The 23,420-nt window shown below is 51.0% G+C and carries 22 protein-coding genes and 1 pseudogene; 11 read left to right on the top strand and 12 right to left on the bottom strand.

The genetic code is table 11. The annotated features are described in order from the left end of the window. A pseudogene (locus KHS78_RS20415) lies at nucleotides 1-122 on the top strand (IS1595 family transposase); the annotation flags it as partial. 10 nt (nucleotides 123-132) lie between these two features. Here the strand turns inward: KHS78_RS20415 and KHS78_RS20410 are convergent. Further along, nucleotides 133-474: a hypothetical protein gene (locus KHS78_RS20410; protein ID WP_211830747.1), complete on the bottom strand. Its 342-nt coding sequence runs from the start codon at nucleotides 472-474 to the stop codon at nucleotides 133-135. 124 nt (nucleotides 475-598) lie between these two features. Here KHS78_RS20410 and KHS78_RS22370 point away from each other — a divergent pair, with 124 nt between their 5' ends. From KHS78_RS22370 to KHS78_RS20385, 5 genes are all read left to right on the top strand, one after another. Then, nucleotides 599-1,228 (top strand): glutaredoxin domain-containing protein, encoded by a 630-nt coding sequence (locus tag KHS78_RS22370; protein ID WP_246506712.1) that lies wholly within the window; start codon nucleotides 599-601, stop codon nucleotides 1,226-1,228. A 303-nt stretch (nucleotides 1,229-1,531) separates the two neighbouring features. After that, complete coding sequence (gene glyQ / locus KHS78_RS20400; RefSeq protein ID WP_211830745.1) at nucleotides 1,532-2,479, top strand: glycine--tRNA ligase subunit alpha; 948 nt, start codon at nucleotides 1,532-1,534, stop codon at nucleotides 2,477-2,479. Beyond that, on the top strand, nucleotides 2,479-4,569 hold the full coding sequence (gene glyS / locus KHS78_RS20395; protein WP_211830742.1) for a glycine--tRNA ligase subunit beta: 2,091 nt from the start codon (nucleotides 2,479-2,481) through the stop codon (nucleotides 4,567-4,569). Before glyQ ends, glyS begins: the two co-directional genes overlap by 1 nt. Before the next feature lie 178 nt (nucleotides 4,570-4,747). Next, entirely contained in the window at nucleotides 4,748-5,299 is a 552-nt protein-coding gene (gene gmhB, locus KHS78_RS20390; RefSeq protein WP_211830740.1) for a D-glycero-beta-D-manno-heptose 1,7-bisphosphate 7-phosphatase, read from the top strand. Next, a complete protein-coding gene (locus tag KHS78_RS20385) occupies nucleotides 5,299-6,024 on the top strand; it encodes a lysophospholipid acyltransferase family protein (RefSeq protein WP_211830738.1) in 726 nt (241 codons plus the stop codon). The genes gmhB and KHS78_RS20385 overlap by 1 nt, the downstream gene beginning before the upstream one ends. Nucleotides 6,025-6,105: 81 nt before the next feature. On the opposite strand, the gene KHS78_RS20380 is transcribed toward KHS78_RS20385, so the two are convergent. The 8 genes from KHS78_RS20380 to dnaA form a co-directional block, all read right to left on the bottom strand. Beyond that, nucleotides 6,106-6,555 (bottom strand): hypothetical protein, encoded by a 450-nt coding sequence (locus KHS78_RS20380; RefSeq protein ID WP_211830735.1) that lies wholly within the window; start codon nucleotides 6,553-6,555, stop codon nucleotides 6,106-6,108. Between the two features lie 19 nt (nucleotides 6,556-6,574). Continuing rightward, nucleotides 6,575-7,504, bottom strand: coding sequence for a coiled-coil domain-containing protein (locus KHS78_RS20375; RefSeq protein ID WP_211830734.1), 930 nt, complete (start codon nucleotides 7,502-7,504; stop codon nucleotides 6,575-6,577). 19 nt (nucleotides 7,505-7,523) lie between these two features. Further along, nucleotides 7,524-7,850: a hypothetical protein gene (locus KHS78_RS20370; protein WP_211830733.1), complete on the bottom strand. Its 327-nt coding sequence runs from the start codon at nucleotides 7,848-7,850 to the stop codon at nucleotides 7,524-7,526. Between the two features lie 172 nt (nucleotides 7,851-8,022). Beyond that, on the bottom strand, nucleotides 8,023-8,610 hold the full coding sequence (gene lpcA, locus KHS78_RS20365; RefSeq protein ID WP_211830732.1) for a D-sedoheptulose 7-phosphate isomerase: 588 nt from the start codon (nucleotides 8,608-8,610) through the stop codon (nucleotides 8,023-8,025). Nucleotides 8,611-8,708: 98 nt separating this feature from the next. Beyond that, entirely contained in the window at nucleotides 8,709-11,123 is a 2,415-nt protein-coding gene (gene gyrB / locus KHS78_RS20360; RefSeq protein ID WP_211830731.1) for a DNA topoisomerase (ATP-hydrolyzing) subunit B, read from the bottom strand. A 110-nt stretch (nucleotides 11,124-11,233) separates the two neighbouring features. Continuing rightward, the gene (gene recF / locus KHS78_RS20355; protein WP_211830730.1) at nucleotides 11,234-12,322 is read right to left on the bottom strand and encodes a DNA replication/repair protein RecF; all 1,089 of its coding nucleotides are present in this window, start codon (nucleotides 12,320-12,322) and stop codon (nucleotides 11,234-11,236) included. 87 nt (nucleotides 12,323-12,409) lie between these two features. After that, nucleotides 12,410-13,513, bottom strand: coding sequence for a DNA polymerase III subunit beta (dnaN, locus tag KHS78_RS20350; RefSeq protein WP_211830729.1), 1,104 nt, complete (start codon nucleotides 13,511-13,513; stop codon nucleotides 12,410-12,412). Nucleotides 13,514-13,553: 40 nt separating this feature from the next. Next, the gene (dnaA, locus tag KHS78_RS20345) at nucleotides 13,554-15,248 is read right to left on the bottom strand and encodes a chromosomal replication initiator protein DnaA (protein ID WP_211830727.1); all 1,695 of its coding nucleotides are present in this window, start codon (nucleotides 15,246-15,248) and stop codon (nucleotides 13,554-13,556) included. Between the two features lie 801 nt (nucleotides 15,249-16,049). Here dnaA and rpmH point away from each other — a divergent pair. The 5 genes from rpmH to mnmE all read left to right on the top strand — a co-directional run bounded on the left by rpmH (nucleotide 16,050) and on the right by mnmE (nucleotide 20,206). Further along, complete coding sequence (gene rpmH / locus KHS78_RS20340) at nucleotides 16,050-16,184, top strand: 50S ribosomal protein L34 (RefSeq protein ID WP_211830725.1); 135 nt, start codon at nucleotides 16,050-16,052, stop codon at nucleotides 16,182-16,184. 20 nt (nucleotides 16,185-16,204) lie between these two features. Further along, the gene (rnpA, locus tag KHS78_RS20335) at nucleotides 16,205-16,621 is read left to right on the top strand and encodes a ribonuclease P protein component (RefSeq protein ID WP_211830724.1); all 417 of its coding nucleotides are present in this window, start codon (nucleotides 16,205-16,207) and stop codon (nucleotides 16,619-16,621) included. A 55-nt stretch (nucleotides 16,622-16,676) separates the two neighbouring features. Further along, nucleotides 16,677-17,087 (top strand): membrane protein insertion efficiency factor YidD, encoded by a 411-nt coding sequence (gene yidD, locus KHS78_RS22725; protein ID WP_211830722.1) that lies wholly within the window; start codon nucleotides 16,677-16,679, stop codon nucleotides 17,085-17,087. A 2-nt stretch (nucleotides 17,088-17,089) separates the two neighbouring features. Then, nucleotides 17,090-18,739, top strand: a complete 1,650-nt coding sequence (gene yidC / locus KHS78_RS20325) for a membrane protein insertase YidC (RefSeq protein WP_211830720.1) — start codon at nucleotides 17,090-17,092, stop codon at nucleotides 18,737-18,739. 84 nt (nucleotides 18,740-18,823) lie between these two features. Then, the gene (gene mnmE, locus KHS78_RS20320; RefSeq protein ID WP_211830718.1) at nucleotides 18,824-20,206 is read left to right on the top strand and encodes a tRNA uridine-5-carboxymethylaminomethyl(34) synthesis GTPase MnmE; all 1,383 of its coding nucleotides are present in this window, start codon (nucleotides 18,824-18,826) and stop codon (nucleotides 20,204-20,206) included. 8 nt (nucleotides 20,207-20,214) lie between these two features. On the opposite strand, the gene KHS78_RS20315 is transcribed toward mnmE, so the two are convergent. The 3 genes from KHS78_RS20315 to KHS78_RS20305 all read right to left on the bottom strand — a co-directional run bounded on the left by KHS78_RS20315 (nucleotide 20,215) and on the right by KHS78_RS20305 (nucleotide 23,398). Then, nucleotides 20,215-20,547: a hypothetical protein gene (locus tag KHS78_RS20315; RefSeq protein WP_211830716.1), complete on the bottom strand. Its 333-nt coding sequence runs from the start codon at nucleotides 20,545-20,547 to the stop codon at nucleotides 20,215-20,217. Between the two features lie 68 nt (nucleotides 20,548-20,615). Next, nucleotides 20,616-22,370 carry a glycosyltransferase family 39 protein gene (locus KHS78_RS20310; protein WP_211830714.1) on the bottom strand — a complete coding sequence of 585 codons (1,755 nt, stop codon included), beginning with the start codon at nucleotides 22,368-22,370 and terminating at the stop codon, nucleotides 20,616-20,618. Continuing rightward, nucleotides 22,370-23,398: a glycosyltransferase family 2 protein gene (locus tag KHS78_RS20305; RefSeq protein ID WP_211830712.1), complete on the bottom strand. Its 1,029-nt coding sequence runs from the start codon at nucleotides 23,396-23,398 to the stop codon at nucleotides 22,370-22,372. The genes KHS78_RS20310 and KHS78_RS20305 overlap by 1 nt, the downstream gene beginning before the upstream one ends. Nucleotides 23,399-23,420 lie beyond the last annotated feature (22 nt).

Below are 23,420 nucleotides of genomic sequence, written 5' to 3'. Positions count from 1 at the left end.
ACTGTTATCGATTTAACCGGCGCTTTGATTTGAAGGCGATGGTATCAAGGCTGGGTTACATGGCTGCGCGAACCTGCCCCATGCCAGCAAGGCTTCTCAAGCTGGCTGAGCCACAGTGGTAATCAGGTAAATTTATATCCGCTGTATAAAAAGCCCACCTACACAAAATGCCGAACTCCAGGCAATAGCTTGTACCTCTTCTTGTGAAACAGAATCGGGATCATTCGAATACTGGGTATAGAGCGAAACCCCTTTATATAAACAAGCAAATGTAGTGCAAGCAGCTGTCGCTGTACTGAGAGTAAAAGCTGCTAATTTTCTGTTAAGATGCATTTGTCCATCATCTTCTTCTTGCATATATAAATCTGCAATAGTTTTTCTAATAGTCCTAATCCAGTTTTTTCCTTGCTGGTTTTTCAAGTTAACATCATCAAAACCTGGTACTACTATCGGTTGTGCACGTAGTGGATCCATAGTGTTACTCCTCTCGTATATACAGATTGTTGAAAATATATTTTCACGTCATGTTTTTGAAAAACGCTGTCGCACAAAGTTCATTCTTATATAGTTATATTGATATTCATAAAGGTTACCAATAATGAACAAGGTCAAGATAACCGTCTTCAAGTGGGCTGGCGCCTGGGGTCCGTTCAAGATCAAGATCCCCTGTGGCGAGTGTGCGCTGACAGAAAACATCATTCGCGACACGATGACCAATGAGCTGGCGGATATCCCCGTGGAACTGGATGAGCGGGAATGGCTCACCGAGTGGTGGAAGCCTCTGACCAAGGGCGGCTGGCATGCACCGATCATCATGGTGGAAGACAAGGTCATCTCCCAGGGAATGGCGCTGAACCGTGGCCTGCTGACTCAGGCGGTTATTGAGCATCACAGTACCCATACACCCATTCAAGGCAACCAGGTGTTCGGAAAGGAAAACTGCCCTTACTGTGTTCGTGCCAAGGATCATCTCGATCGCCGTGGTATTCCTTACCAGTATCACGATGTCATCAAGGACTCCCGCCCACTCTACGAAATGCTGGCACGCGTAAAACCCATCATCGGGCCTAAAACACCAGTAACAGTTCCCCAGATATGGATTGATGGCAATTATGTCGGTGGGGCGGATGAACTCAGCAAGATTGTTGATGAATACGTTGAACCGAATTATGACCGGGGGCAGTGCTCCATTTCGCCCGAAAACAGACAGCGCAACAGCAACGATTAGCCCATCATACCGCTGCTGACGCTTTTTCAGGTTTTGTCAGCGGTTTTGTCCACATCGGTTATGGTTCTCTCAAACACAGGTAATTCGCAGCTTTCCCCCAGTCAATACATAAATTACCAACAATGTTATCCACACCCGCTGTATTATTTTGCCTGATTATTCCTACAAACCTGCGGCTCTAAAGACTCATCCTGAGACTGCCCTGTTTTTGTGCTGGCCGGACAAGGTATAATTTCCGCCATTTTTCCGGTTTATACCAATGTCCGCCATGCCGGACTGGAACCCCAACCCTGAGGTGGTACTGTGACCCAACAAACCGTGCCCGACGCCAGCACATTCCAGGGGCTGATCCTTGCCCTGCAAAACTATTGGGCCCGTGAAGGCTGTGTAATCATGCAACCGCTGGATATGGAAGTCGGCGCCGGCACCTTCCATCCTGCGACTTTCCTGCGTGCTATCGGCCCGGAGAACTGGAACTCTGCCTATGTGCAGCCCAGCCGCCGCCCGACGGACGGCCGTTACGGCGAAAACCCGAACCGTCTCCAGCATTACTACCAGTTCCAGGTGGTGATGAAGCCATCGCCCGAGAACTTCCAGGAACTCTACCTGGGCTCCCTGAAAGAGCTGGGTATTGATACTTCTGTTCACGATATCCGTTTCGTGGAAGACAACTGGGAATCCCCGACCCTGGGCGCCTGGGGCCTCGGCTGGGAAGTCTGGCTGAACGGTATGGAAGTGACCCAGTTCACTTACTTCCAGCAGGCCGGTGGTATTGAGTGCTATCCCGTCACCGGCGAGATCACCTATGGTCTGGAGCGTCTGGCCATGTACCTGCAGGGCGTTGACAGCGTCTATGACCTGGTCTGGGCACACGGGCCACAGGGCGATGTCACCTATGGTGATGTCTATCTTCAGAACGAAGTTGAGATGTCCACCTTCAACTTCGAACTGGCCGATACCAAGAGCCTGTTCGAACATTTCGACTACTTTGAACGTGAGTCCGAGCGTTTGGTTGAGCGGGGGCTGCCGCTGCCAGCGTATGAATTTGCGCTGAAGGCTTCCCACACCTTCAACCTGCTGGACGCGCGCCACGCAATCTCCGTGACCGAACGTCAGCGTTACATCCTGCGTGTTCGCACCCTGGCCCGGGCCGTTGCCCATGCCTACTTCGATGCACGCAAGAAACTCGGATTCCCCCTGGCGGATCCTGCGATAAGGCGTGAAGTAATGACCATGCAGGAGAAGAACTAATGGCAACACAGGATTTTCTGGTCGAGCTGGGCACCGAAGAGTTGCCCCCGAAAGCACTGAAAACGCTGGGTAACGCCTTTGCGCAAGGGATTCTCCAGCGTCTCGAAAAAGCCGGACTGGCTTATGGCAACCATCAGGTTTTCGCCGCGCCGCGCCGTCTGGCGCTGCTGGTGCGCGAGCTTGAAACCGCTCAGCCTGACCGTGACGTCGAGCGTAAAGGCCCGGCTGTTCAGGCAGCTTACGATACTGAAGGTAACCCCACCAAGGCCGCTGAAGGCTTTGCCCGATCCTGTGGCGTCACCGTCAGCGATCTCGTGACTGAAGAGACCGACAAGGGCGCCTGGCTGGTTTTCCGTTCCACCGAGAAGGGCAGCGCGACCACAGAACTGCTGCCTGCCATGGTCAAAGCCTCCCTGGATGAACTGCCTATTCCCAAGCGCATGCGCTGGGGCGCGAGCCGGGTAGAGTTTGTTCGTCCTGTTCACTGGCTGGTCATGCTGCTGGGTACTGAAGTCGTGGATTGTGAAATCCTCGGCCTGACGGCTGGCCGTGAAACCCGTGGTCACCGTTTCCATCACAACGACGTAATCACCATTGAAAATCCGGCCGACTATCAGCGTCTGCTGGCCCGCAATGGTTATGTCATTGCTGATTTTGAAGGCCGTCGCAGCACAATTCGCCAGCAGGTGGAAGCGGAAGCCCGTAAACTGAGCTGTGAAGCTGTTATCGACGACGATCTGCTGGATGAGGTTACCGCACTCAATGAGTGGCCTGTAGCGCTGGCTGGCCGTTTTGATGATGAATTCCTGGAAGTCCCGCAGGAAGCCCTGATCTCTTCCATGAAAGAGCATCAGAAGTATTTCCACGTGGTGGACGGTGAAGGTAACCTCAAGCCTTACTTCATCACCATCGCCAATATCGAGAGCCGGGATCCAGCCCAGGTTATCGCGGGTAACGAGAAAGTCATTCGCCCCCGTCTGGCGGATGCCAAGTTCTTCTACGATAACGACCGCAAGTCCACCCTCGAAGAGCGTCGTGAAACCCTGAAGCCGGTGGTATTCCAGAGCAAACTGGGTTCCCTGTACGCCAAGACCGAACGTATCGCCCGACTGGCGGCTTATATCGCGTCTCAGGAAAACGGTAACAGTGACTGGGCACGTCGTGCCGGTGAGTTGTGCAAGTCTGACCTGGTGTCTGACATGGTGCAGGAATTCCCGGAACTTCAGGGCATCATGGGCCAATACTACGGCATCAATGACGGTGAGCCGGAAGAAGTCTGCCACGCCCTTAACGAGCAATACATGCCACGCTTTGCCGGTGATGAACTGCCAACCGGCCTGACCGGCTGTGCCGTCGCCATCGCTGACAAACTGGACACGCTGACCGGTATCTTCGGCATCAACCAGCCGCCTTCCGGTAACAAGGATCCCTTTGCACTCCGTCGTGCCACATTGGGTATCCTGCGGATTATCGTTGAGAAGAAACTGAACCTGGACCTGCGTAGCCTGATTGGTGTCGCGATCGAGGGTTATGCGGAGCAGGGCACAGAGCTGCCGGCGGGTGAGTCGCTGACTGAAACCGTGCTGGACTTCATGCTGGAGCGCTTCCGCGCCTGGTATCAGGACGAAAAGATCCCGGTTGAAGTCTTCCTGTCAGTCAAAGCACTGAAGCCGTCCCAGCCTTACGATTTCGATCGTCGGGTGAAGGCGATCCACAACTTCAGCCGTATGCCGGAAGCCCTCGCACTGGCTGCAGCCAACAAGCGGGTCTCCAACATCATGGCCAAGGCTGGTGATCTGGTGATTCCCGATAATGTGGATGAAGCCCTGCTGACAGAAGAAGCCGAGAAGGCGCTGGCATCTGCACTCTCAGCAAAACGTGAGGAAGTACAGCCGCTGCTGAGTGAGCGGAAGTATTCCACGGCTATGGAACGCATGGCGTCCCTGAAAGATACCGTGGATAACTTCTTCGACTCGGTGCTGGTTAACGCGGAAGATCAACAGGTTCGCCTGAACCGCTATGCACTGCTGCGTCAGCTGCGCGACCAGTTCCTCCATGTAGCGGATATCTCTCTGTTACAGAAAAGCTGATATTGGCAACGGAAACTGTCACCGGTTTCCGCCACAATACCGTTTTCATGCCTGATAATGGGAACGGTATGCCTTCAGTGGATGTTTTACTCAGTAAGACCGGCTCTGGTAGCCGGTCTTATGCCATAAATGACAGACAGGTTTCAGCCTGCATCCGAAAGGAAGGGGAGCCTTGCCGATGAAACTGGTCATTCTCGATCGAGATGGCGTCATCAACGAAGATTCCGACAATTATATCCGTTCCGTTGACGAGTGGATTCCCATTCCCGGCAGTATCGAAGCCATCGCCCGGCTGAGCCAGGCCGGTTATAGCATCGCGGTTGCCACCAATCAGTCCGGTATTGGACGCGGTTATTATGACCTGGCGGAGCTGACCGCCATGCATGACAAGATGAACCACCTAATAAACGACCATAGTGGTTTAATTAATACCATTGCCTTTTGCCCCCATACACCGGAAGACGGTTGTGATTGCCGTAAGCCACAACCCGGCCTGGTTCGTCAGATTGAAGCGAATCTGAACACGTCGGCAGAGGGCGCATGGTTTGTCGGCGATACCGGCAAAGATATAGACGTTGCCCGCGCCACAGGCTGCCAACCCGTTCTGGTCAAAACCGGGAAAGGGGAAAGAACCCTCGCAAAAGCCAGTGAGGATGACTTAGTGGGCGTGAAAATTGTCGACTCACTCGCTGACTTTGCCGATTACCTGCTCAATGGAGCTGATGTCTGATGTTTTACCGTGCATTTCTCTGGTTTAGGACAGCTGTCTTCTATTGTTTGCTGATTCTCTGGACGCTGTTCTATCCAAGCCTGATACTGTTGAGCATTTATTTTGTGCCTCGAAAATACCGGCACCGGTATGCGGTTGTGACCTGGTGCAGTGTTGCGCTGGCACTGGTCAGAGTCATCTGCGGTATCCGCTGGCAGGTTGAGGGAAAGGAGAATATTCCGGATCGCAGCTGCGTAATTCTCAGCAATCATCAGTCCACATGGGAAACTTTTTACCTGCAGACGGTTTTCAGTCCACAGTCCACGGTCATCAAGAAGGAACTGCTGAATATTCCTTTTTTTGGCTGGGCCTTTCGCTTCCTGAGCCCTATCGCCATCAACCGAAGTGATCGTAACGCAGCCATGCATCAGCTGATCGACCAAGGCACCCATTTCCTGAAGGAAGGAAACTCGGTACTGATTTTTCCTGAAGGCACTCGTCAGGACTGGCCGAACCTTGGTAAATTCAGCCGGGGCGGGGCAATGCTCGCCAAGAAAGCCGAGGTAAACGTGGTTCCGGTCGTCCATAATGCCGGCCGTTGCTGGCCAAACGGAAAATGGCTAAAAACACCGGGCGTTATCACGGTGAAAATCGGTTCGCCCATTGCCAGTGAGGATAAATCCACAACCGTTCTGAGCAAGCAGGCTTATGAATGGGTCAGTGAAAATCAGAAAACACTGGATTAAGAAACGCAAAAGCCCCTGTTAGGCGGTATTTGTCAGGGGCTTACTTATGCAAAGAACTGGACTGACATCGTCCGAATATCACTATATATCTTCATTTCGTCTGATCTGGTCAGCACAATCCATGGCGATTTCGTGACCTTTCAATGTTTCTCTCGCATTAATGATCATCAGCTGGGCCTTTTTCTTCATCTGCTGCATGATCGGCGTCATGGTCTCATGTAAGCGATCCCATTCATCCTGCGTCAGGGTGTAGACGTCAGCCTGTGGATGATGCTCCATTTTCAGGTCGGTAATACCAAACTCTTCCAGCAACTCCAACTGAGCACGGGTAATATGAGGTTCCTTGAAATCCTGGTTGGGCGCATATTTATCCAGCGTTGATACAGAGGCATACTCAGGCACCTTCTGATCAAGAATACTGCTCTGCTCGCCACTGGAAGCCTGATTACCTGCGGAATCTGCCGTCTGATTACTCACCGGTCTGGACTGATTGACAGAGTTGCCCTGGTTGCCCCTGATATCATTGCTCATGTGCTGACCAACCTTTTCCTTAGTTTCTCAGATCTCTGATGTCATCCGACAACTTGTCTTCTTCGTATTCCAGTTTTTTCAGCTGGTCTTCCAGTTTCTCCAACTCAGCCTTGATGGGGTCATACTGAGACTGAATTTGATTCTTTTCCTGCACCAGCTTATCCCTATCTCCCGTCAGTGAGGCTAATTCATTATTGTTTTTGCCGATCTTGTCATTGATCTCACTGATCTTGTTATTGGTATTTTTGATATAACCGTTGTTAGCATTAATTTCCTTAGTAGCTGCATTCCTGGCAGAGCGTGCAGAAGCATCTTTACCCCAGTTCCATGGTAATACCATCCAGCCCTGAAAACGGTTATCGTGTAATTTCTTTTCTGCCTTCTTTTTGTTTTCTTGATATTCTGCTTTTTTCGATTCTTCCGTTGTTTTTAAGGCTTCATTCTTTTCTTTTTCTTTTTGTGTCATGTCGATATTATTGTTTTTACCAATAACCTCAACATCTTTATCTTTTAATTTGGATTCATATTCTTTAGCTTTATCCCTTAATGCATCCAGTTTTTCTTCCAACGCATCTTTCTTCTCTCTTATTTCACTTCTTTCTTCCTGCTTTTCTATTACCTTTTCGTGGGTGCTAGATGTTGACCCCACCGCTCCAGAGCCTCCACCAACAGCGTGATGTCCCCCGAACTGGGAAGGAGGACGAATGCCTGGCACGGCACCATGCCCGGGGATCTGGTTATAGAAGTTCGACATACCCGCAAATTGCGAACCAAACCCATGCATAGCCCCCATCATACCGGGTGTATGCGCTACACCACCGGTCATGATGCTGATCTGTATGCCCGGTACGTTATAACCCGGTGCAATCCCGCCTTTGGCGCCAATACCGCCGACCTGGCCAATACCGCCAATCGAAGGGGGTTGTGAAGGATTGAACGCAATTGCCATAACCAGATTCCTGTATGCTTTAGATCAAACCGCTCTTCTTGACAGAACCACCTTTACCACCTGATTTTCCGGAACGCCCAGCGTTTTTGACCTCTTTTGACGCTTCTTTTATTTTTCGTTTTACATCAGCATCCAGTTCATTTTTCCAGGCGATGGTTTCAGCCATGGCAAACTTTGGGAAATCAGGGTTCTCAATATCCCTTTGTACGTCTTCCGGTGTCATATTGATATCCTGAAGCAACCCCTGATAACGGGCAAACACGTCTGCCCCCTGATTAATCAGTTGGTCTATTTCAGACAATATGACTTTATCTTGCTTATCTTGACCAAGGTTTTCATTATCCATAATTAAAAACCATGCGATTTTTTAAGAATACTTTTATAGATACATAACAGTATAAGATATTAAACAGTCCTGAATTATCGAGTCTGTTAATATCATCATTATTAAATAATTAATCGTTTTCTTTCGACATTAAAAAGGCCGGTCAAAACCAGCCTTTTTATTATTCAGTCAATTAACTATCACCCATCAGCTGCTCGACAAGCCCCATCAGGATGTGAATGACCTTAATATGAATTTCCTGGATTCGATCGGCATAACCAAAATGTGGCACACGGATTTCAATATCCGCCAGACCTGCCATTTTTCCGCCATCCTTGCCAGAAAGAATAATCGTACGCATACCTTTCTGTCGTGCAGCTTCCAGCGCTTTCAGCACATTGGCAGAGTTACCACTGGTACTGATCCCCAGTAATACATCACCCGATTGTCCCAAGCCTTCTACATAGCGGCTGAATACAAAATCGTAACCAAAATCATTGCTGACACAGGACAGATGGCTTGGATCGGAAATAGCAATAGCCGGGTAAGCAGGGCGGTTTTCACGGTAACGCCCTGTCAATTCCTCAGCAAAGTGCATGGCATCACAGTGTGAACCACCGTTTCCGCAGGAGAGCACTTTACCGCCAGTCTTGAAGGATTCCGCCAGCAGTTCAGCGGCGCGGGTAATTTTTTCCAGATTCGCGTCATCGTTCAGGAATTGATCCAGCACCATGGCGGCTTCTGATAATTCCTGTCTGACATATTGCTGTAATTCATTCATTGCATCTGTCCCGGCAACCGTCACTGACTGTTTTTGCTTAATTTCAAAAACAGCCAGCCAGCGACGGTGTTTTGCGCAGTATTTTTGAAGTTTCCGGATTATACGTCGAGGTTGGCAACCCTAAGCGCATTGCTTTCAATGAAGTCCCGCCGCGGCTCAACCACATCGCCCATCAACGTTGTGAATATCTGGTCAGCAGCAATGGCATCCTCAATCGTGACACGCAGCATGCGGCGTGACTCTGGATCCATTGTCGTTTCCCAGAGCTGTTCCGGGTTCATCTCACCCAAACCCTTATAGCGCTGGATGTAGTGACGCTTGGTGGATTCATGCATCAACCAGTTCAGGCCCTGCTCAAAATCATCAATAGGCTGAACACGCTCTCCCTTGCGGAAATGGGCGCCATCTTCCAGCAAGCCCTGGAGCTGATTACCCAGCTTCACGATATTGCGGTAATCATTCGAGATGAAGAACTCGGTCTGGAAGCGGTATTCGGTGGTAATCCCGTGGGAAACGACACTGGCTACCGGTACCCAGATATTGAGTTCGCGATTTTCGACTGCAGACAGCGTGATGCTGACGCCAGAGACTTTCTTGTTGGCCAGCTTCTCATTCAGTGCTTGTACCCAGTTTTCTACAAGATCCTGCTGCTTCAGCGCTTCTTCAGTCAGCTCGGGTGAATAGATCAAATCACGAAGCACATCGGCAGGATAGACGCGGGACAGGCGATCAATGATTGCCTGAACGTTACGGAAGTCATTGACCAGCGATTCAAGCTGTTCACCCCCGATACCTGGCGCATTCTCATTGACGTGCAGACTGGCGTTTTCCATCGCAGCAGTGGTCAGGTATTGCTGAAGGGCATTTTCGTCCTTCAGATACTGCTCCTGCTTGCCTCGTTTGATCTTGTAGAGTGGTGGCTGAGCAATGTAGATATACCCGCGCTCAATCAGTTCAGGCATCTGACGGAAGAAGAATGTCAACAGCAGCGTACGGATGTGCGCACCGTCGACGTCGGCATCGGTCATGATAATGATCTGATGGTAACGCAGCTTATCTGGATTAAACTCTTCCCGACCAATACCACAACCCAATGCAGTGATCAGCGTACCCACCTCAACGGAGGAGAGCATCTTGTCGAAGCGGGCTTTCTCGACGTTCAGGATCTTGCCTTTCAGCGGCAGGATTGCCTGCGTCCGACGGTCACGCCCCTGCTTGGCAGAGCCGCCCGCAGAGTCACCCTCCACAATGTAGAGTTCGGAAAGGGCAGGGTCCTTTTCCTGGCAGTCAGCCAGTTTTCCTGGGAGACCGGCAATATCCAGCACACCTTTCCGCCGCGTCATCTCACGGGCTTTCCGCGCGGCTTCACGGGCGCGGGCAGCATCGAGCATCTTGTTGACCACGATCTTGGCATCCTGAGGGTTTTCCAGCAGGAAGTCGCCGAAAGAGTTACCCATTTCCTGTTCAACGGCCGTTTTAACTTCCGATGAAACCAGCTTGTCCTTGGTCTGGGATGAGAACTTGGGATCCGGTACCTTGACGGAAACAATGGCGGTCAAACCTTCACGGCTATCATCGCCGGTAGTGCTGACCTTCTGTTTTTTCAGCAGACCTTCTTTTTCAATGTAAGTATTCAGAGTCCGTGTCAGCGCTGCACGGAAGCCTGCCAGATGCGTTCCGCCGTCGCGCTGGGGAATGTTATTGGTAAAGCAGAAAATGCTTTCCTGGAAGCTGTCATTCCACTGCAGGGCTACTTCAACCGTGACGCCATCATCACGTTCGCGAATAAAGTGGAAGACATTATTGATAGCGTTTTTCTTGTTATTTAGATACTCAACGAACGCTTTTAGACCACCTTCATATTTAAAGGTCTCTTCACGTCCATCTCTCTCATCCTTCAGGACAATACAAACCCCTGAGTTAAGGAAAGACAGCTCACGAAGACGCTTGGCCAGAATATCGAAGCTGAATTTGATATTACTGAACGTTTCAGGGGAGGCCCAGAAGGTCACCTCAGTACCGGTGGTATCCGTGTCACCGATAACTTTCAAGGGTTCTCTTGGGACTCCATCATTAAATATCTGCTGATGGACATTACCCGCTCGACGGATGGTCATCCGCAGTTCGCTGGAAAGGGCGTTAACTACAGAGACACCCACACCGTGTAGACCACCGGAAACCTTATAGGTGTTATCGTCGAACTTACCGCCGGCATGCAGTACCGTCATGATAACTTCGGCTGCAGAGACACCTTCCTCCTCATGGATATCCGTCGGGATTCCCCGGCCATTATCGCGGACAGAGACGGATTCATCCGGATGGATCACCACATCAATCTGGCTACAGTGTCCTGCCAGCGCCTCATCGATGGAGTTATCCACGATTTCAAACACCATGTGATGCAGGCCGGTGCCGTCATCCGTATCACCGATATACATCCCGGGGCGCTTACGCACCGCATCAAGTCCCTTCAGGACCTTGATATTCGATGCATCATAAGTCTGTTCAGTCATCAGTCTGCTCTCCATAACCTTCCGCGCCGGGGCGAGTGCGCTGTCTGCCCTACTCAAACTATCGGTTGAGCCAAGGCAGAACAGGGTAGACAAAACACTCGTCACCGCAGTTAATCATTGCTACTTACAGCACCATGTTCCACGTGGAACATTTTCACCTGGGTTTTCTCGTTCCATTGATGCGCCAACCCTTCACGCTCAACGCTGGTCACAAAGACCTGACAATGCATGGCTTCCAGGGTGTCGCACAGTAACTGCCTATGTTCTGCATCCAACTCTGAGGGCAAATCATCCACCAGATAGGTACAGGGGCGATTACTGATTTCTGAAAACAGTAATCCTTGCGACAGTTTCAGCGCGCAGACCACCATTTTCTGCTGCCCTCGAGACAAAATCTCAGCAGCACTCATTCGGTCAAGCCTGACCTTCAAGTCAGCCCGCTGGGGTCCTGCATGCGTATACCCGGAATTAATATCACGATCCCGGTTTTTCTTGAGTACATCACCCAGGCTCAGATCCTTGTCCCACCCCCGGTAATAGCTCACCTTCAATCCAGGAACATTCGAGAACTTTGCCATGACCTGCTCAAAGACAGGAAGCAGCTTCTCAATATACTCTGACCGAAGCGCATCAACCTGGTTCGCTACGGTAATCAGCTCCTGATCCCAGATATCCAATTGTGAACAGTCTATTTTACCATGACGAAGCAAGGTATTCCGCTGTCTCAAACATTTCTGTAAGCGCTGCCACAAGGGAAGGAACCGATGTTCCACGTGGAACACACCCCAGTCAATAAATTGCCTTCTTTCCTTAGGCGAACCTTCGAGTAAGCGGAAAGTGTCAGGATTTATGACCTGTATGGGCAGAATAGCTGCCAAGCTTGAGACATTGTTAACATTTTCACCCGCAACACGAATCTGATAATCCCCGTCCAGAGTCCGGGTAACCCCCACCGGGACAGAGCGCGTTTCACGGCTGACATCGCCAAACACGGTACAGGATTGAACTCCATTACGAATGACAGGCTTTAATTTTGAGGAGCGAAACGAGCGCGCCATACCCAACAGATAAATAGATTCAAGGATACTGGTCTTGCCACTGCCATTCTTGCCGTAAAAGATATTGATATCAGGGGAGGGTTCCAGGGAAACCGTGGAGAGATTCCTGACATCGGTGATTGCGAGACGCCTGATGGTCATATCGTTGTTTTTACCGGGTTAAAACCAGAAAACGGATGCCACAGGGGCATCCGTTTTCCGTAAGGGGAGCAGGAGAGTGCCAATGGCTCAGAGACGCATAGGCATGACCACATAGACGGAATCACCACCCTCGGTCTCTTCAATCAGCGCACTGCTATTGGAATCAGACAGGGTCAGCTTGACAGCATCGCCGGAAATGACGGAAAGCACATCCAGCAGATAGCTCACATTGAAGCCGATCTCGAGACCATCACCCGGATAGTTCACGGTGACTTCTTCTTCCGCTTCTTCCTGCTCCGGGTTATTCGCCATGATCTTCATGGTGTTTTCATTCAGCATCATCCGGATACCACGGTATTTCTCGTTGGAGAGAATGGCCGTCCGGTTAAATGCCTGGCGCAGGGTCTGTCGATCACCGATAACAATCTTGTCACCACCACGGGGCAGAACCCGCTCGTAATCCGGGAATTTCCCGTCAACCAGCTTGGAGGTAAAGGTGAAATCACCGGTGTTGGCGCGAATATGGTTGCCGCCAACCGTGATATTGACCGCTTCATCACCTTCCGTCAGCAGACGTGCCAGCTCCAAAATCCCCTTGCGAGGCACAATGACCTGGTGCTTGTTATCCTGGCTGATATCCGCATCCACAGAGCACATGGCTAAACGGTGGCCATCAGTAGCGACAGAGCGCAGCATATGGTTATTCACTTCCAGCAGCATACCGTTGAGGTAATAACGGACATCCTGCTGTGCCATAGCAAACCCGGTGCGATCAATCAGGCGACGCAGACGGGATTGAGCAATGGAGAAGGTAAACGAGCCGGCTTCTTCCTCAATATTCGGGAAGTCATTAGCAGGCAGTGTGGACAGCGTGAAACGTGAACGGCCAGAACGCAGAATCACTTTCTGATCGTCGACCTTCAGCTCGATATCGCAATCCTCAGGCAGGGATTTGCAGATATCCATCAGTTTCCGTGCAGGAACGGTGATCTCGCCGCTCTCGGCAGGCTGTTCCAGCTTGACCCGGCCAACCAGCTCAACCTCAAGGTCGGTTCCGGTCAGGGAGAGCTGATCCCCCTCGACAACCAGCAGAACGTTGGACAGGACCGGCAGGGTTTGCCTGCGCTCCACAACACCAGCGACCAACTGCAGCGGCTTTAGCAGTGCTTCCCGGTTAATGGTGAGTTTCATGGTTTCCTTCTCTCGTAATCCTCGTTGGAAGATACCGTCATCAGCTGGTCAAAGACCGGTGCAGATTCTTGTAATCCTCAGCGATTTCGTTATCAGTTTCAATCAGTTCCTTCACCTTGCGGCAGGCATGCAGGACCGTGGTATGGTCGCGGCCGCCGTAGGCTTCACCAATTTCCGGAAGACTGTGGTTGGTCAGTTCCTTGGACAGCGCCATGGCGATCTGCCGCGGCCGCGCCACAGAGCGGCTGCGTCGCTTGGACAGGATATCTGACATCTTGATCTTGTAATATTCAGCCACCGTACGCTGGATATTATCGATACTGACCTGTTTGTCCTGAAGCGCCAGAAGGTCCTTCAGCGATTCACGGATCAGGTCCACATTGATACGCCGTCCCATGAAATGGGCACTGGCAATAACGCGCTTCAATGCACCTTCCAACTCACGGACGTTAGAACGGATCCGCTGGGCAATAAAGAAAGCCGAATCATGAGGCAGCTCAATATTGGCCTGCTCGGCTTTCTTCATCAGGATAGCCACCCGGGTTTCAAGTTCCGGCGGTTCAACGGCAACCGTCAGCCCCCAACCGAAACGGGATTTCAACCGTTCTTCCAGTCCCGCAATCTCCTTGGGATAACGATCACAGGTCAGGATCATCTGCTGACCGCCTTCCAGCAATGCATTAAAGGTATGAAAGAACTCTTCCTGGGAACGCTCCTTGCCGGCAAAGAACTGGATATCATCGATCAGCAATGCATCCACAGAACGGTAGTACCGCTTGAAATCGTTAATGGCATTCAACTGCAGGGCTTTGACCATATCCGCAACAAAACGCTCGGAATGCAGATAAATGACCTTGGCGTCTGGATTCTGTTTAACCAGCGAGTTACCCACAGCGTGCATCAAGTGCGTTTTACCCAAGCCTACGCCACCGTAAAGGAACAAGGGGTTATAGGCCGCTCCCGGGTTTTCCGCCACCTGTCGTGCGGCAGCCAGCGCCAGCTGGTTAGACTTGCCTTCGACAAACGTTTCAAAGGTAAACGTCGTATTCAGGGAGCTATTGTGTTTAATGCTGCCCTCAACCTCGACCTGACGCTCTTTCTGGCGAGCAGGCGCTGGTTGCTGAGGCTCTGGTGCAGGCCTGGCAGGCTCATCCTGCTCAATCACATCACTGACAGCAGCCCGTGATTGCTTTAAAGGATTCACGAAAGTACGAGAGCCTGAAGAAGCACCCGCACCATGATGAGTGGAGGTTGCCTGCGCAGAAACCGTTTCCGTCATACGGGATTCAGCTTCAACAGGCCTGCGGCCGTGCTGAATCGACTGCGGTTCTGCCACCGCCTGAGGTCGCTCATCCACCAGATCCAGGCTTTTCTGGTTACTGGAATAAGGAGATGCATACTGCGTTGCAGCGGCAACAGGCGATTCAGTGGCGGTCTGGCGCGAGGATATCGTCGATCCCGTCGAGCGGGAACGGATATTAAAAGAAGGTTTCCGGTTACTCACACCCAGAGCGATCGCCGGCGGATTCCCATCCGTCAGCTCATCCATCACCTCCTCGATACGAGGCAGGAACTTATCCTTGACCCAGTCGAGCACAAAGCGGTTAGGGGCCAGCAGACACAGTTCATCGTGATCCGCCATGACCTTCAGTGGACGTAACCAGGTGTTGAACTGCTGGGAAGGCAGTTCATCCTGAAGGATATCCATGCATTTCTGCCATAGCTCCAGTGGCACGAGGACGCTCCGGTTGAAAGTGAAGAAAGTGGTTCAGAACCGATGTTGAAAACAGTTTATTTTATCGTGTGTTGGCTATGTTATCCACACCCGTAAAAACCCTGTATTTATAGAGGTAAAACGGCAAATATCCTTATTTATCAATAAGTTAACATTAATAGAAATAAATACTTTAAAAACAGGGAGTTACTAACAGGGCTGTGAATATTTCTGTGGGAAAAATGTATAAGTAGCGCGGATCACCTGTGGCTGAAATGGCTGTTTATACACAACCAGTGTAACCCCCTCTATTTTTATACACATCGCTCCACGGTAACCGTACAACGTAAGAGCAGTAGTTTGGACAAGGTTTGTCATTATCTATCCTGTTGATAAATAATGTTTTTTTGACGTTTTCCACAGAAAAAGGCGTACCCTATATAAACAACATTAAAGAATAAAAGAATATATATAAGATATATTTTTTTATATTTTTCTTTATATATTTATATGGTTTAAATCATCAAAAAAGACAACTGTCTAATATTTAACCCTTACACATGCGATCAAAAATTCATGTCCTCCTGTTGAAGACGTAAGGTTTTGAAAACACTCGATTGCGTTAACCCAGCCTGAGGATAAGTAAATGCTGTGTAGGGTATAGAGGCAGGAATATTGCCGTATAAGGAATGCCGCAATACGCTGGTCGATTTTTATACATCTTTTAAATTGACGCTATTTATCTGATTCCCTACAATTGCGCGTCTTTTATCTGTCATTTTTAGTTGTACCCCGTACAACTGCAGCGTAGGTGAGTTACCCATGAAAAGAACATTTCAACCCAGCGTCCTGAAGCGTAAGCGTACTCACGGTTTCCGTGCTCGCATGGCTACCAAGAGCGGCCAGCAGGTTATCGCTCGTCGTCGTGCCAAGGGTCGCAAGCGCCTGTCTGCCTGATCTGCAGCCAGGACCTGAGCGTGAGTTTCAGTTTCAGCCGTGATCACAGGCTGCTGAATGCCGCTGAGTTTAAACAGGTCTTCGATACTGCAGATATCAAGGTATCCCATAAGCATCTGCTGATTCTGGCTCACCGCACCACCCGGGAAACCCCCCGGTTGGGTCTGGTGATTGCCAAGAAAAATATCCGTCATGCGGTTAACCGCAACCGGGTGAAGCGGATGATGCGGGAAACTTTCCGCCTGAACCAGACCAGTCTTGAAAAACTGGACATCGTGGTTCTGGCCCGGAAAGGTCTGGACACACTCAGTAACAGGCAACTGCAGAACCTGCTTGAGAAGCAATGGTTGCGAATCAGGCAACGGTCTGAATCCCGGAAGCCGTCTCCCTCCCGAAACGCACCGGGTCAGGTCAAAGCCCCCGCCAGTCATGGTTAAGGGGGCTGTTGCTTCTCAGGTCTGACCGGCACTCCGCCAGCAAGGAGAACAGGCCATGTCCGTCAACCCGGTCAAGTCACTGGTGCTGTTGATTCTTCGCATATACCAGTACGCGATCAGTCCTTTGCTGGGCAGAAATTGCCGTTTCTATCCCTCCTGTTCCGCTTATGCGAAAGAGGCCATTGAAAACCATGGTCTTCTAGGCGGAAGTTTCCTGTCGATAAAACGCCTTTTGCGCTGTCATCCCTGGCATCCGGGGGGGTATGATCCCGTACCGGACTGTTCGGCTGATGGGCATGATGCTGTGTCGGAGGAGTCCCGATCCCCGTTGTCTGCGTGTGCATGTGCTGCAAAGACAACGCCGTTAACAAACAGCCCTGGGTACCGTGGTGGTGAAGATCCTTCTGTGGATAAAACGACTGCGTCGCTCAAGGCACAAAACCAAACCGATTCGATGGCCCGATAATCATGGATTTGCAGAGAACTATTCTGATCGTTGGCCTGGCTGTTGTCGGTTACCTGATGGTGCTGCAATGGAACCAGGACTACAACAAGCCGCCCGAGCTGAGTACAACTGAGGTTGTCTCGGTGGGAGAGGCGCCGGTCGCGCAAGCAGCCACTGGCAGCAGCGATGCGCCGGTGCTGGAAAGCGATACTGTTGTGGATCACGGTTCTGCCGCCAGTGCGCAGCTGATCACCGTAACCACCGACACGCTCAACGTCACCATTGATACACGTGGCGGAGATATTGTCTCTGTCTCGCTCCCGAAATATCCGAAGGTGAAAAGCCAGCCGGATAACCCGTTTGTTCTGCTGGAAAACAACCAGAACCGTCTGTTTGTTGCCCAGAGCGGCCTGACCGGCACCGATGGTCCTGACCGACAGGGTCATCCGGTATTCACCGCCGCCAAGACGTCCTATCAACTGGACGATGGCAAGGACACGCTGCAGGTTGACCTGACCCTGAAGACCGACAAAGCAGATATCACCAAGCGTTACACGTTTGATCGCGGTGGATATCAGGTATCTGTCGATTATCTTATCCACAACACGTCTGACCAGACTTGGCGTGGTAACTTTTACGGTCAGCTGAAGCGGGACAATTCCAAAGACCCGAGCAGCGAGTTCAGCAGCAAAACGACAATTAACACCTATCTGGGTGCTGCCGTTCGCAGTAACGAAAAGCAGTATCAGAAAGTGGATTTTGACGATTTCGCCAGCAAGCCGTTTAAAGAAACTGTGGAAGGTGGTTATGCCGCGATTCTGCAGCATTACTTCGTCGTTGCCTGGGTGCCCGGACAGGATCATCAGAACACTTACCAGACTCGTGTCGTTAATGGCAACAACATTATCAGTGTTGTAGAACCTTCCATTGAAGTGAAGCCGGGTCAAACGGGTGAAGCGGGTGCGATTCTGTATGTAGGCCCGAAAAACCAGGAAGTGCTGGGTGCACTGGCCGATGGCCTGAACCTGACCATCGACTACGGTATCCTCTGGTGGTTCGCCAAGCCGTTGTTTGAACTGTTGCAGTTCCTGCATTCCATCCTGGGTAACTGGGGCTGGAGCATTATCGCGCTGACCGTGATCGTTAAAGCGTTATTCTTCCCGCTGTCTGCTGCCAGCTACCGCTCCATGGCGAAGATGCGTAAGCTGTCGCCGAAGCTGCAGTCGCTGAAGGAGCAGTATGGCGATGATCGGCAGAAGATGTCCCAGGCGATGATGGAGCTGTACAAGAAAGAGAAGGTCAACCCGATGGGTGGCTGTCTTCCGATTCTTGTTCAGATGCCGGTCTTCATTGCCCTGTACTGGGTACTGCTGGAATCTGTGGAAATCCGTCAGGCGCCGTTCATCCTGTGGATACATGACCTGTCGCAGATGGATCCTTACTTCATCCTGCCGCTGATCATGGGTGCCTCCATGTTTGTTCAGCAGCTGCTGAGTCCGACGCCGCCGGATCCTGTCCAGGCGCGTGTGATGAAGTTGATGCCGGTGATCTTCACGGTATTCTTCCTGTGGTTCCCGGCGGGTCTGGTCCTGTACTGGGTTGTGAATAACCTGCTGTCCATTTCCCAACAGTGGTACATCACCCGCAAGATCGAGGCGGATCCCAACGCCTGACGTTGAACAGGATTTGCTTTACCCCCAAAGGCGTGGTCACTAGACTACGCCTTTTTTATTGGCTCCGATTTCCCCGTCTCATCTATGACCCACTCCGACGCACTCCAGACAAGCACCGATACTATTGCCGCTCAGGCTACCGCTCCCGGACGCGGCAGTGTCGGTATTATCCGGGTCTCAGGACCGCTTTGCCGCGATGTTGCGGCCGCTTTGTTGCCTGAAACATTAAAACCAAGACACGCCCATTATCTTCCTTTTCAGGATGAAGATGGCTCAGTGATCGATGAAGGACTGGCACTGTTTTTCCCCGGACCTAATTCGTTCACCGGCGAGGATGTACTGGAATTACAGGGGCATGGTGGCCAGGTTATCCTGGATATGTTGCTGCGCCGGATAGGAAAACTTGGTGTGCGAATGGCACGTCCGGGTGAGTTTTCTGAGCGCGCATTCCTGAACGACAAGATGGATCTGGCCCAGGCGGAAGCCATCGCGGATCTTATCGATAGTGCTTCAGAGCAGGCTGCCAGAAATGCGGTACGTTCTCTGCAGGGGGCTTTTTCTAACCGGGTTCAGGCGTTGGTGGAAGCACTGATTCAGCTGCGTATCTATGTGGAGGCGGCAATCGATTTCCCTGAAGAAGAGATCGATTTTCTGTCAGACGGCAAAGTGCAGAATGATTTGAATACAGTGATGGTTCAGCTGGATCAAGTCTTCAGCGAAGCGCAGCAGGGGGCCATCATGCGGGAAGGGATGACGGTCGTTATCGGCGGACGCCCCAATGCGGGCAAATCCAGCCTTCTGAATGCACTGGCTGGACGAGAAACCGCCATTGTCACCGATATAGCGGGTACCACCCGGGATGTTCTGCGTGAACATATCCACATCGACGGCATGCCGCTGCACATTATCGATACTGCTGGTCTCCGCGACAGCGAGGATCGCGTCGAGCAGATTGGCGTAGAACGGGCTTTCCAGGAGATCGGTCAGGCGGATCGTGTTCTGCTGATGGTTGATGCCAGTACCACCGAATCCAATGATCCGCACACAATCTGGCCAGAGTTTGTGGATAAGTTACCGAAAGGTGAAAAGATCACCATCATCCGCAACAAGATTGACCTGACCTCTGAAATCGCCGGCTTGACTGTGCATAACGGCGTTACCGTGATCCATTTGTGTGCCCAGACCGGAGATGGAGTCGATCACCTCCGCGAACACCTGAAAGCCTGTATGGGGTATACCGGAACGCTTGAAGGCGGCTTCAGCGCCCGTAGAAGGCACATAGAGGCCCTTGAGCAGGCTAAAGAGTATCTGGAGAAGGGGAAAGCCCAATTAAGCGGCTACGGCGCTGGAGAGCTGCTGGCAGACGATCTGCGTCAGGCTCAGAAAGCGTTGGGAGAAATTACCGGTGAATTTTCCAGTGATGATCTGCTCGGCCGGATTTTCTCGTCGTTCTGTATCGGGAAGTAAGTACCGGCTTACTGGTGGAAATACCAGTTCACGAAAAACACACTCATGATGGTTGTAATTAAGCCGCCAAAGGTTATCCAGAACTGGCGGCTTAGGCTGGCCATATCGGTTCGGACGCCAGCGATTTCCCTATGCAGGTCTGAGCGGACATCACTGATCGCGTGTCTGAGTTCGTGATAGCGAGACTCTGTTGTCAATTGAACCTGAAGAATGGCTTCCTGCAACATCAGAATATCTTTTTTACTGGCATTATGATCCGGATCCAGTGAAAGGCTCACGTCATAAGCCAGTGTTTCATCGATACCAACGCGTTTGAGTTCTTCGTACAGCGATTTACTCATACTGCCTCCTTTGGCCGAGCAGCAAGCATAGACCAGATTGGAGGTGCGACAATGGTGCCAGGGACTACTTACGGGTTCCGATCCTTTACGACCAGAAAATCAAAGCCCTTCTCGGAATGAATCAGCTGATAACGTTGATTAAGCCAACGTCTCAGCTGCTCAGTGAAGGGATTCCCGTATTTATCATGGGTTTTGTGAATGACCATCGCTGGCGGGTGCGCTATAAACTGCTTTTCAAGATTTTGTAGTGAGTATTCACTATTAACGCTAACCCCGGCAAATAGATGTTTTGTGGGATTTTTTCTTCCTGAGAGGAAATACCATTGAGGATGAGACGGGAAACTGAAAATGGCATCTGACGGTGCGGTATTCTCGTTAATCAGGGCCAATGAGCGTTGGTAGAAATCGGTTTCTTCTGTGGTGAGATTGATTTTGGCGCGTCCTGCCAGCTGAGAATCTGCCAGGAACTCGCCCGGCTGAGTTGTCACAAATTGCACAAAGGAGCGTTCCCAAACCGGGGCTCCTGCCACGGTTGTCTGTGCCCCGATGGTTATCACCATTAACCCGATAAAACCGGTTTTTTGCCATCTGCCAGGTTTCCCCCAGAACCAGAAACCGGCTAATAGCAAAGGAGGAATTGACCAGATCAAATAGAGCGGGATTTCAAAATGGAGGCTGGCCAGACCATAAAACGGCGCACAGACGACAAAAGCCGGCAGCGCCTGGGGCTGATTGTTTGGGGAAAATTGGGCGATAAAGCGTTTAGCAACAATCCAGCCTGCAATCCCGGGTAGTAATACCAGACCTATCCACGTCAAGTAATTGATAGTGCTGATGGTATTGGTGATTTGGTTGATAGCAGCGCTGACAGTGATCAATAAGTCTGAATATCGCCAGACCTCAAAGAAAGACATTGAGATCAAGGACAACGGCAGAATCACAATATCCTGTAACCAGGCTTGCCAGATCCCCTTGATGGATAGGTAAACAGCCAGCGGCAGGAAGGCAATAAACAGTCCCAAGGCACTCGGAAGGAGGATTCGCCAGATGGCTTTTGCATCGGGTCTCGCCTTCCAGCTGGCAATCAGTGCAATCACCAGCGCCGGAAAGGCAAACAAACCGAGCCCCGTCAGGTCACTCCGGTTCACGCTGTATCCGGCAACACCGAGAAAAGCCAAAAATAGCCATAACCTCCCAAAGTGACCACTTGCACTCGACGCTGTCTGAGTTTGTTGTACCTGTGGATGACTCAACAGCCATGTCACCATCCCGCATCCGAGCAATATGCCGGATAGATGCCGGAACAGGACACACAACCCAATCATCAGGCCAAGCAATACCAGTTTGCCAGGACGATCGAACAGATCTGTTTCAGCGGCGACACGAAATGTAGCGATGGCAAAAAACAGGGCATAAAGATTGGCAGTAGGATTCGCGCACGCTGGCATACCAAGAGATGTCACCAGGATCATCCCAATCATGGCGGGTAATCGCCCGGCATCTCGTAGTAACTGCCAGACAAGCACACATTGAATAATGGAAAGTAAAAGCAGCGGAAAGCGTAGTGATAGAGTCGTGATCCCAAACAACTTCATCGCCGCGGCATGCACCCAGAGAATGTAACCGGGATGGATTTCATGAAAATCGACGTGGGGCGTTTCTCCGTTGAGAAAGCGCTCGGCACTGTGGGCGTAATATCCATCATCAGCACCGAGCCAGAAATCATCAAAGCCGGTTAGCAGAAGTAACAGGGAAATTGTAAAGCCAAGGAAGAACGGCCAGTGTTTTTGAATCTTGAGAACGAAGGCATCGAGCCGCGACATCACGACGTCCGATCAATGTTGTCCTGGTCGAAACCGCGGGTTTCATAGATCAGGTAGAGGGGTCTTTGCTTCACTTCCTCAAAAAGCCCGGCAAGGTATTCACCGATCATACCGATGGAAAGCAGGATTACACCGCTGAAGAAAAGTATCAGGGTGGCTAATGTCGCAAAACCCGGGAAATCGATGCCAAAAATCAGTGTTTTCACGACAATATAAAAACCATAGAGAAACGCCATGCAGGCAATCGTCGCGCCGGTAAAACTCCATATTCTTAATGGCGCGCTGGAAAATGAAATAATGCCCCGTAATGCCCGGTTAAGCATGGGAAGCAAAAGCCATTTGGTAGAACCTGCCGCGCGTTGATCCGGGGTGTATTCCATGTAGGTTGTAGGGAAGCCTATCCATTGGTAAAGCCCTGCCTGGTAGCGGGATCTTTCCGTCAGACGAAGCAAGGCGTTACAGGCTTTTCGATCCATCAGCCGAAAATGTGCGGCACTCTGCACCATTTCAAACGAGCAGATACGCTGCATAATCCAGTAAAAAACGGATTTTGCTGAGCGAACAAAGGGGGTTTCATCATCCCGGTGCTTGCGGATCATACAGACCATGTCCGCACCCTCTCGCCAAGCATTGATCATAGTTGGCAATAAGGCCGGGGGGTGCTGGAGATCCGCATCCATAATGCAAATAACCTGGCCGGAGGAATGAGCCAGTCCTGCGGTAATGGCGGCATCCTGCCCGAAATTACGGCTCAGACGTATGACGCGTAATTCTGGAATATCTCTGCAACGCTTGAGTAAAGAGGGACCGGTCTTGTCAGAACTGCCGTCATCCACACAAATCACTTCAATGGAATCACACAATGGCCGAACAACTGGTAGCAGGGTATCCAGTAACAGATCGACGCATTCTGCTTCGTTATAGAACGGGATGATGACCGAGAGGCTGTCCGGATCAGGTCTTAAAGTCTGTTCGTCAAAGTGATTGGAATTGGCAGCGACGCTTCTACCGGCAGACGTATCATCCATGTCACGGTCAGCCCTTGAAAAA

Origin of the sequence: Kistimonas asteriae, from assembly GCF_018263925.1 — a bacterium.
In the GTDB taxonomy this organism is placed as follows: domain Bacteria; phylum Pseudomonadota; class Gammaproteobacteria; order Pseudomonadales; family Endozoicomonadaceae; genus Kistimonas; species Kistimonas asteriae.
The sequence above is the reverse complement of the archived record's forward strand: the minus strand, read 5'-3'. Positions and strand labels throughout refer to the sequence as shown.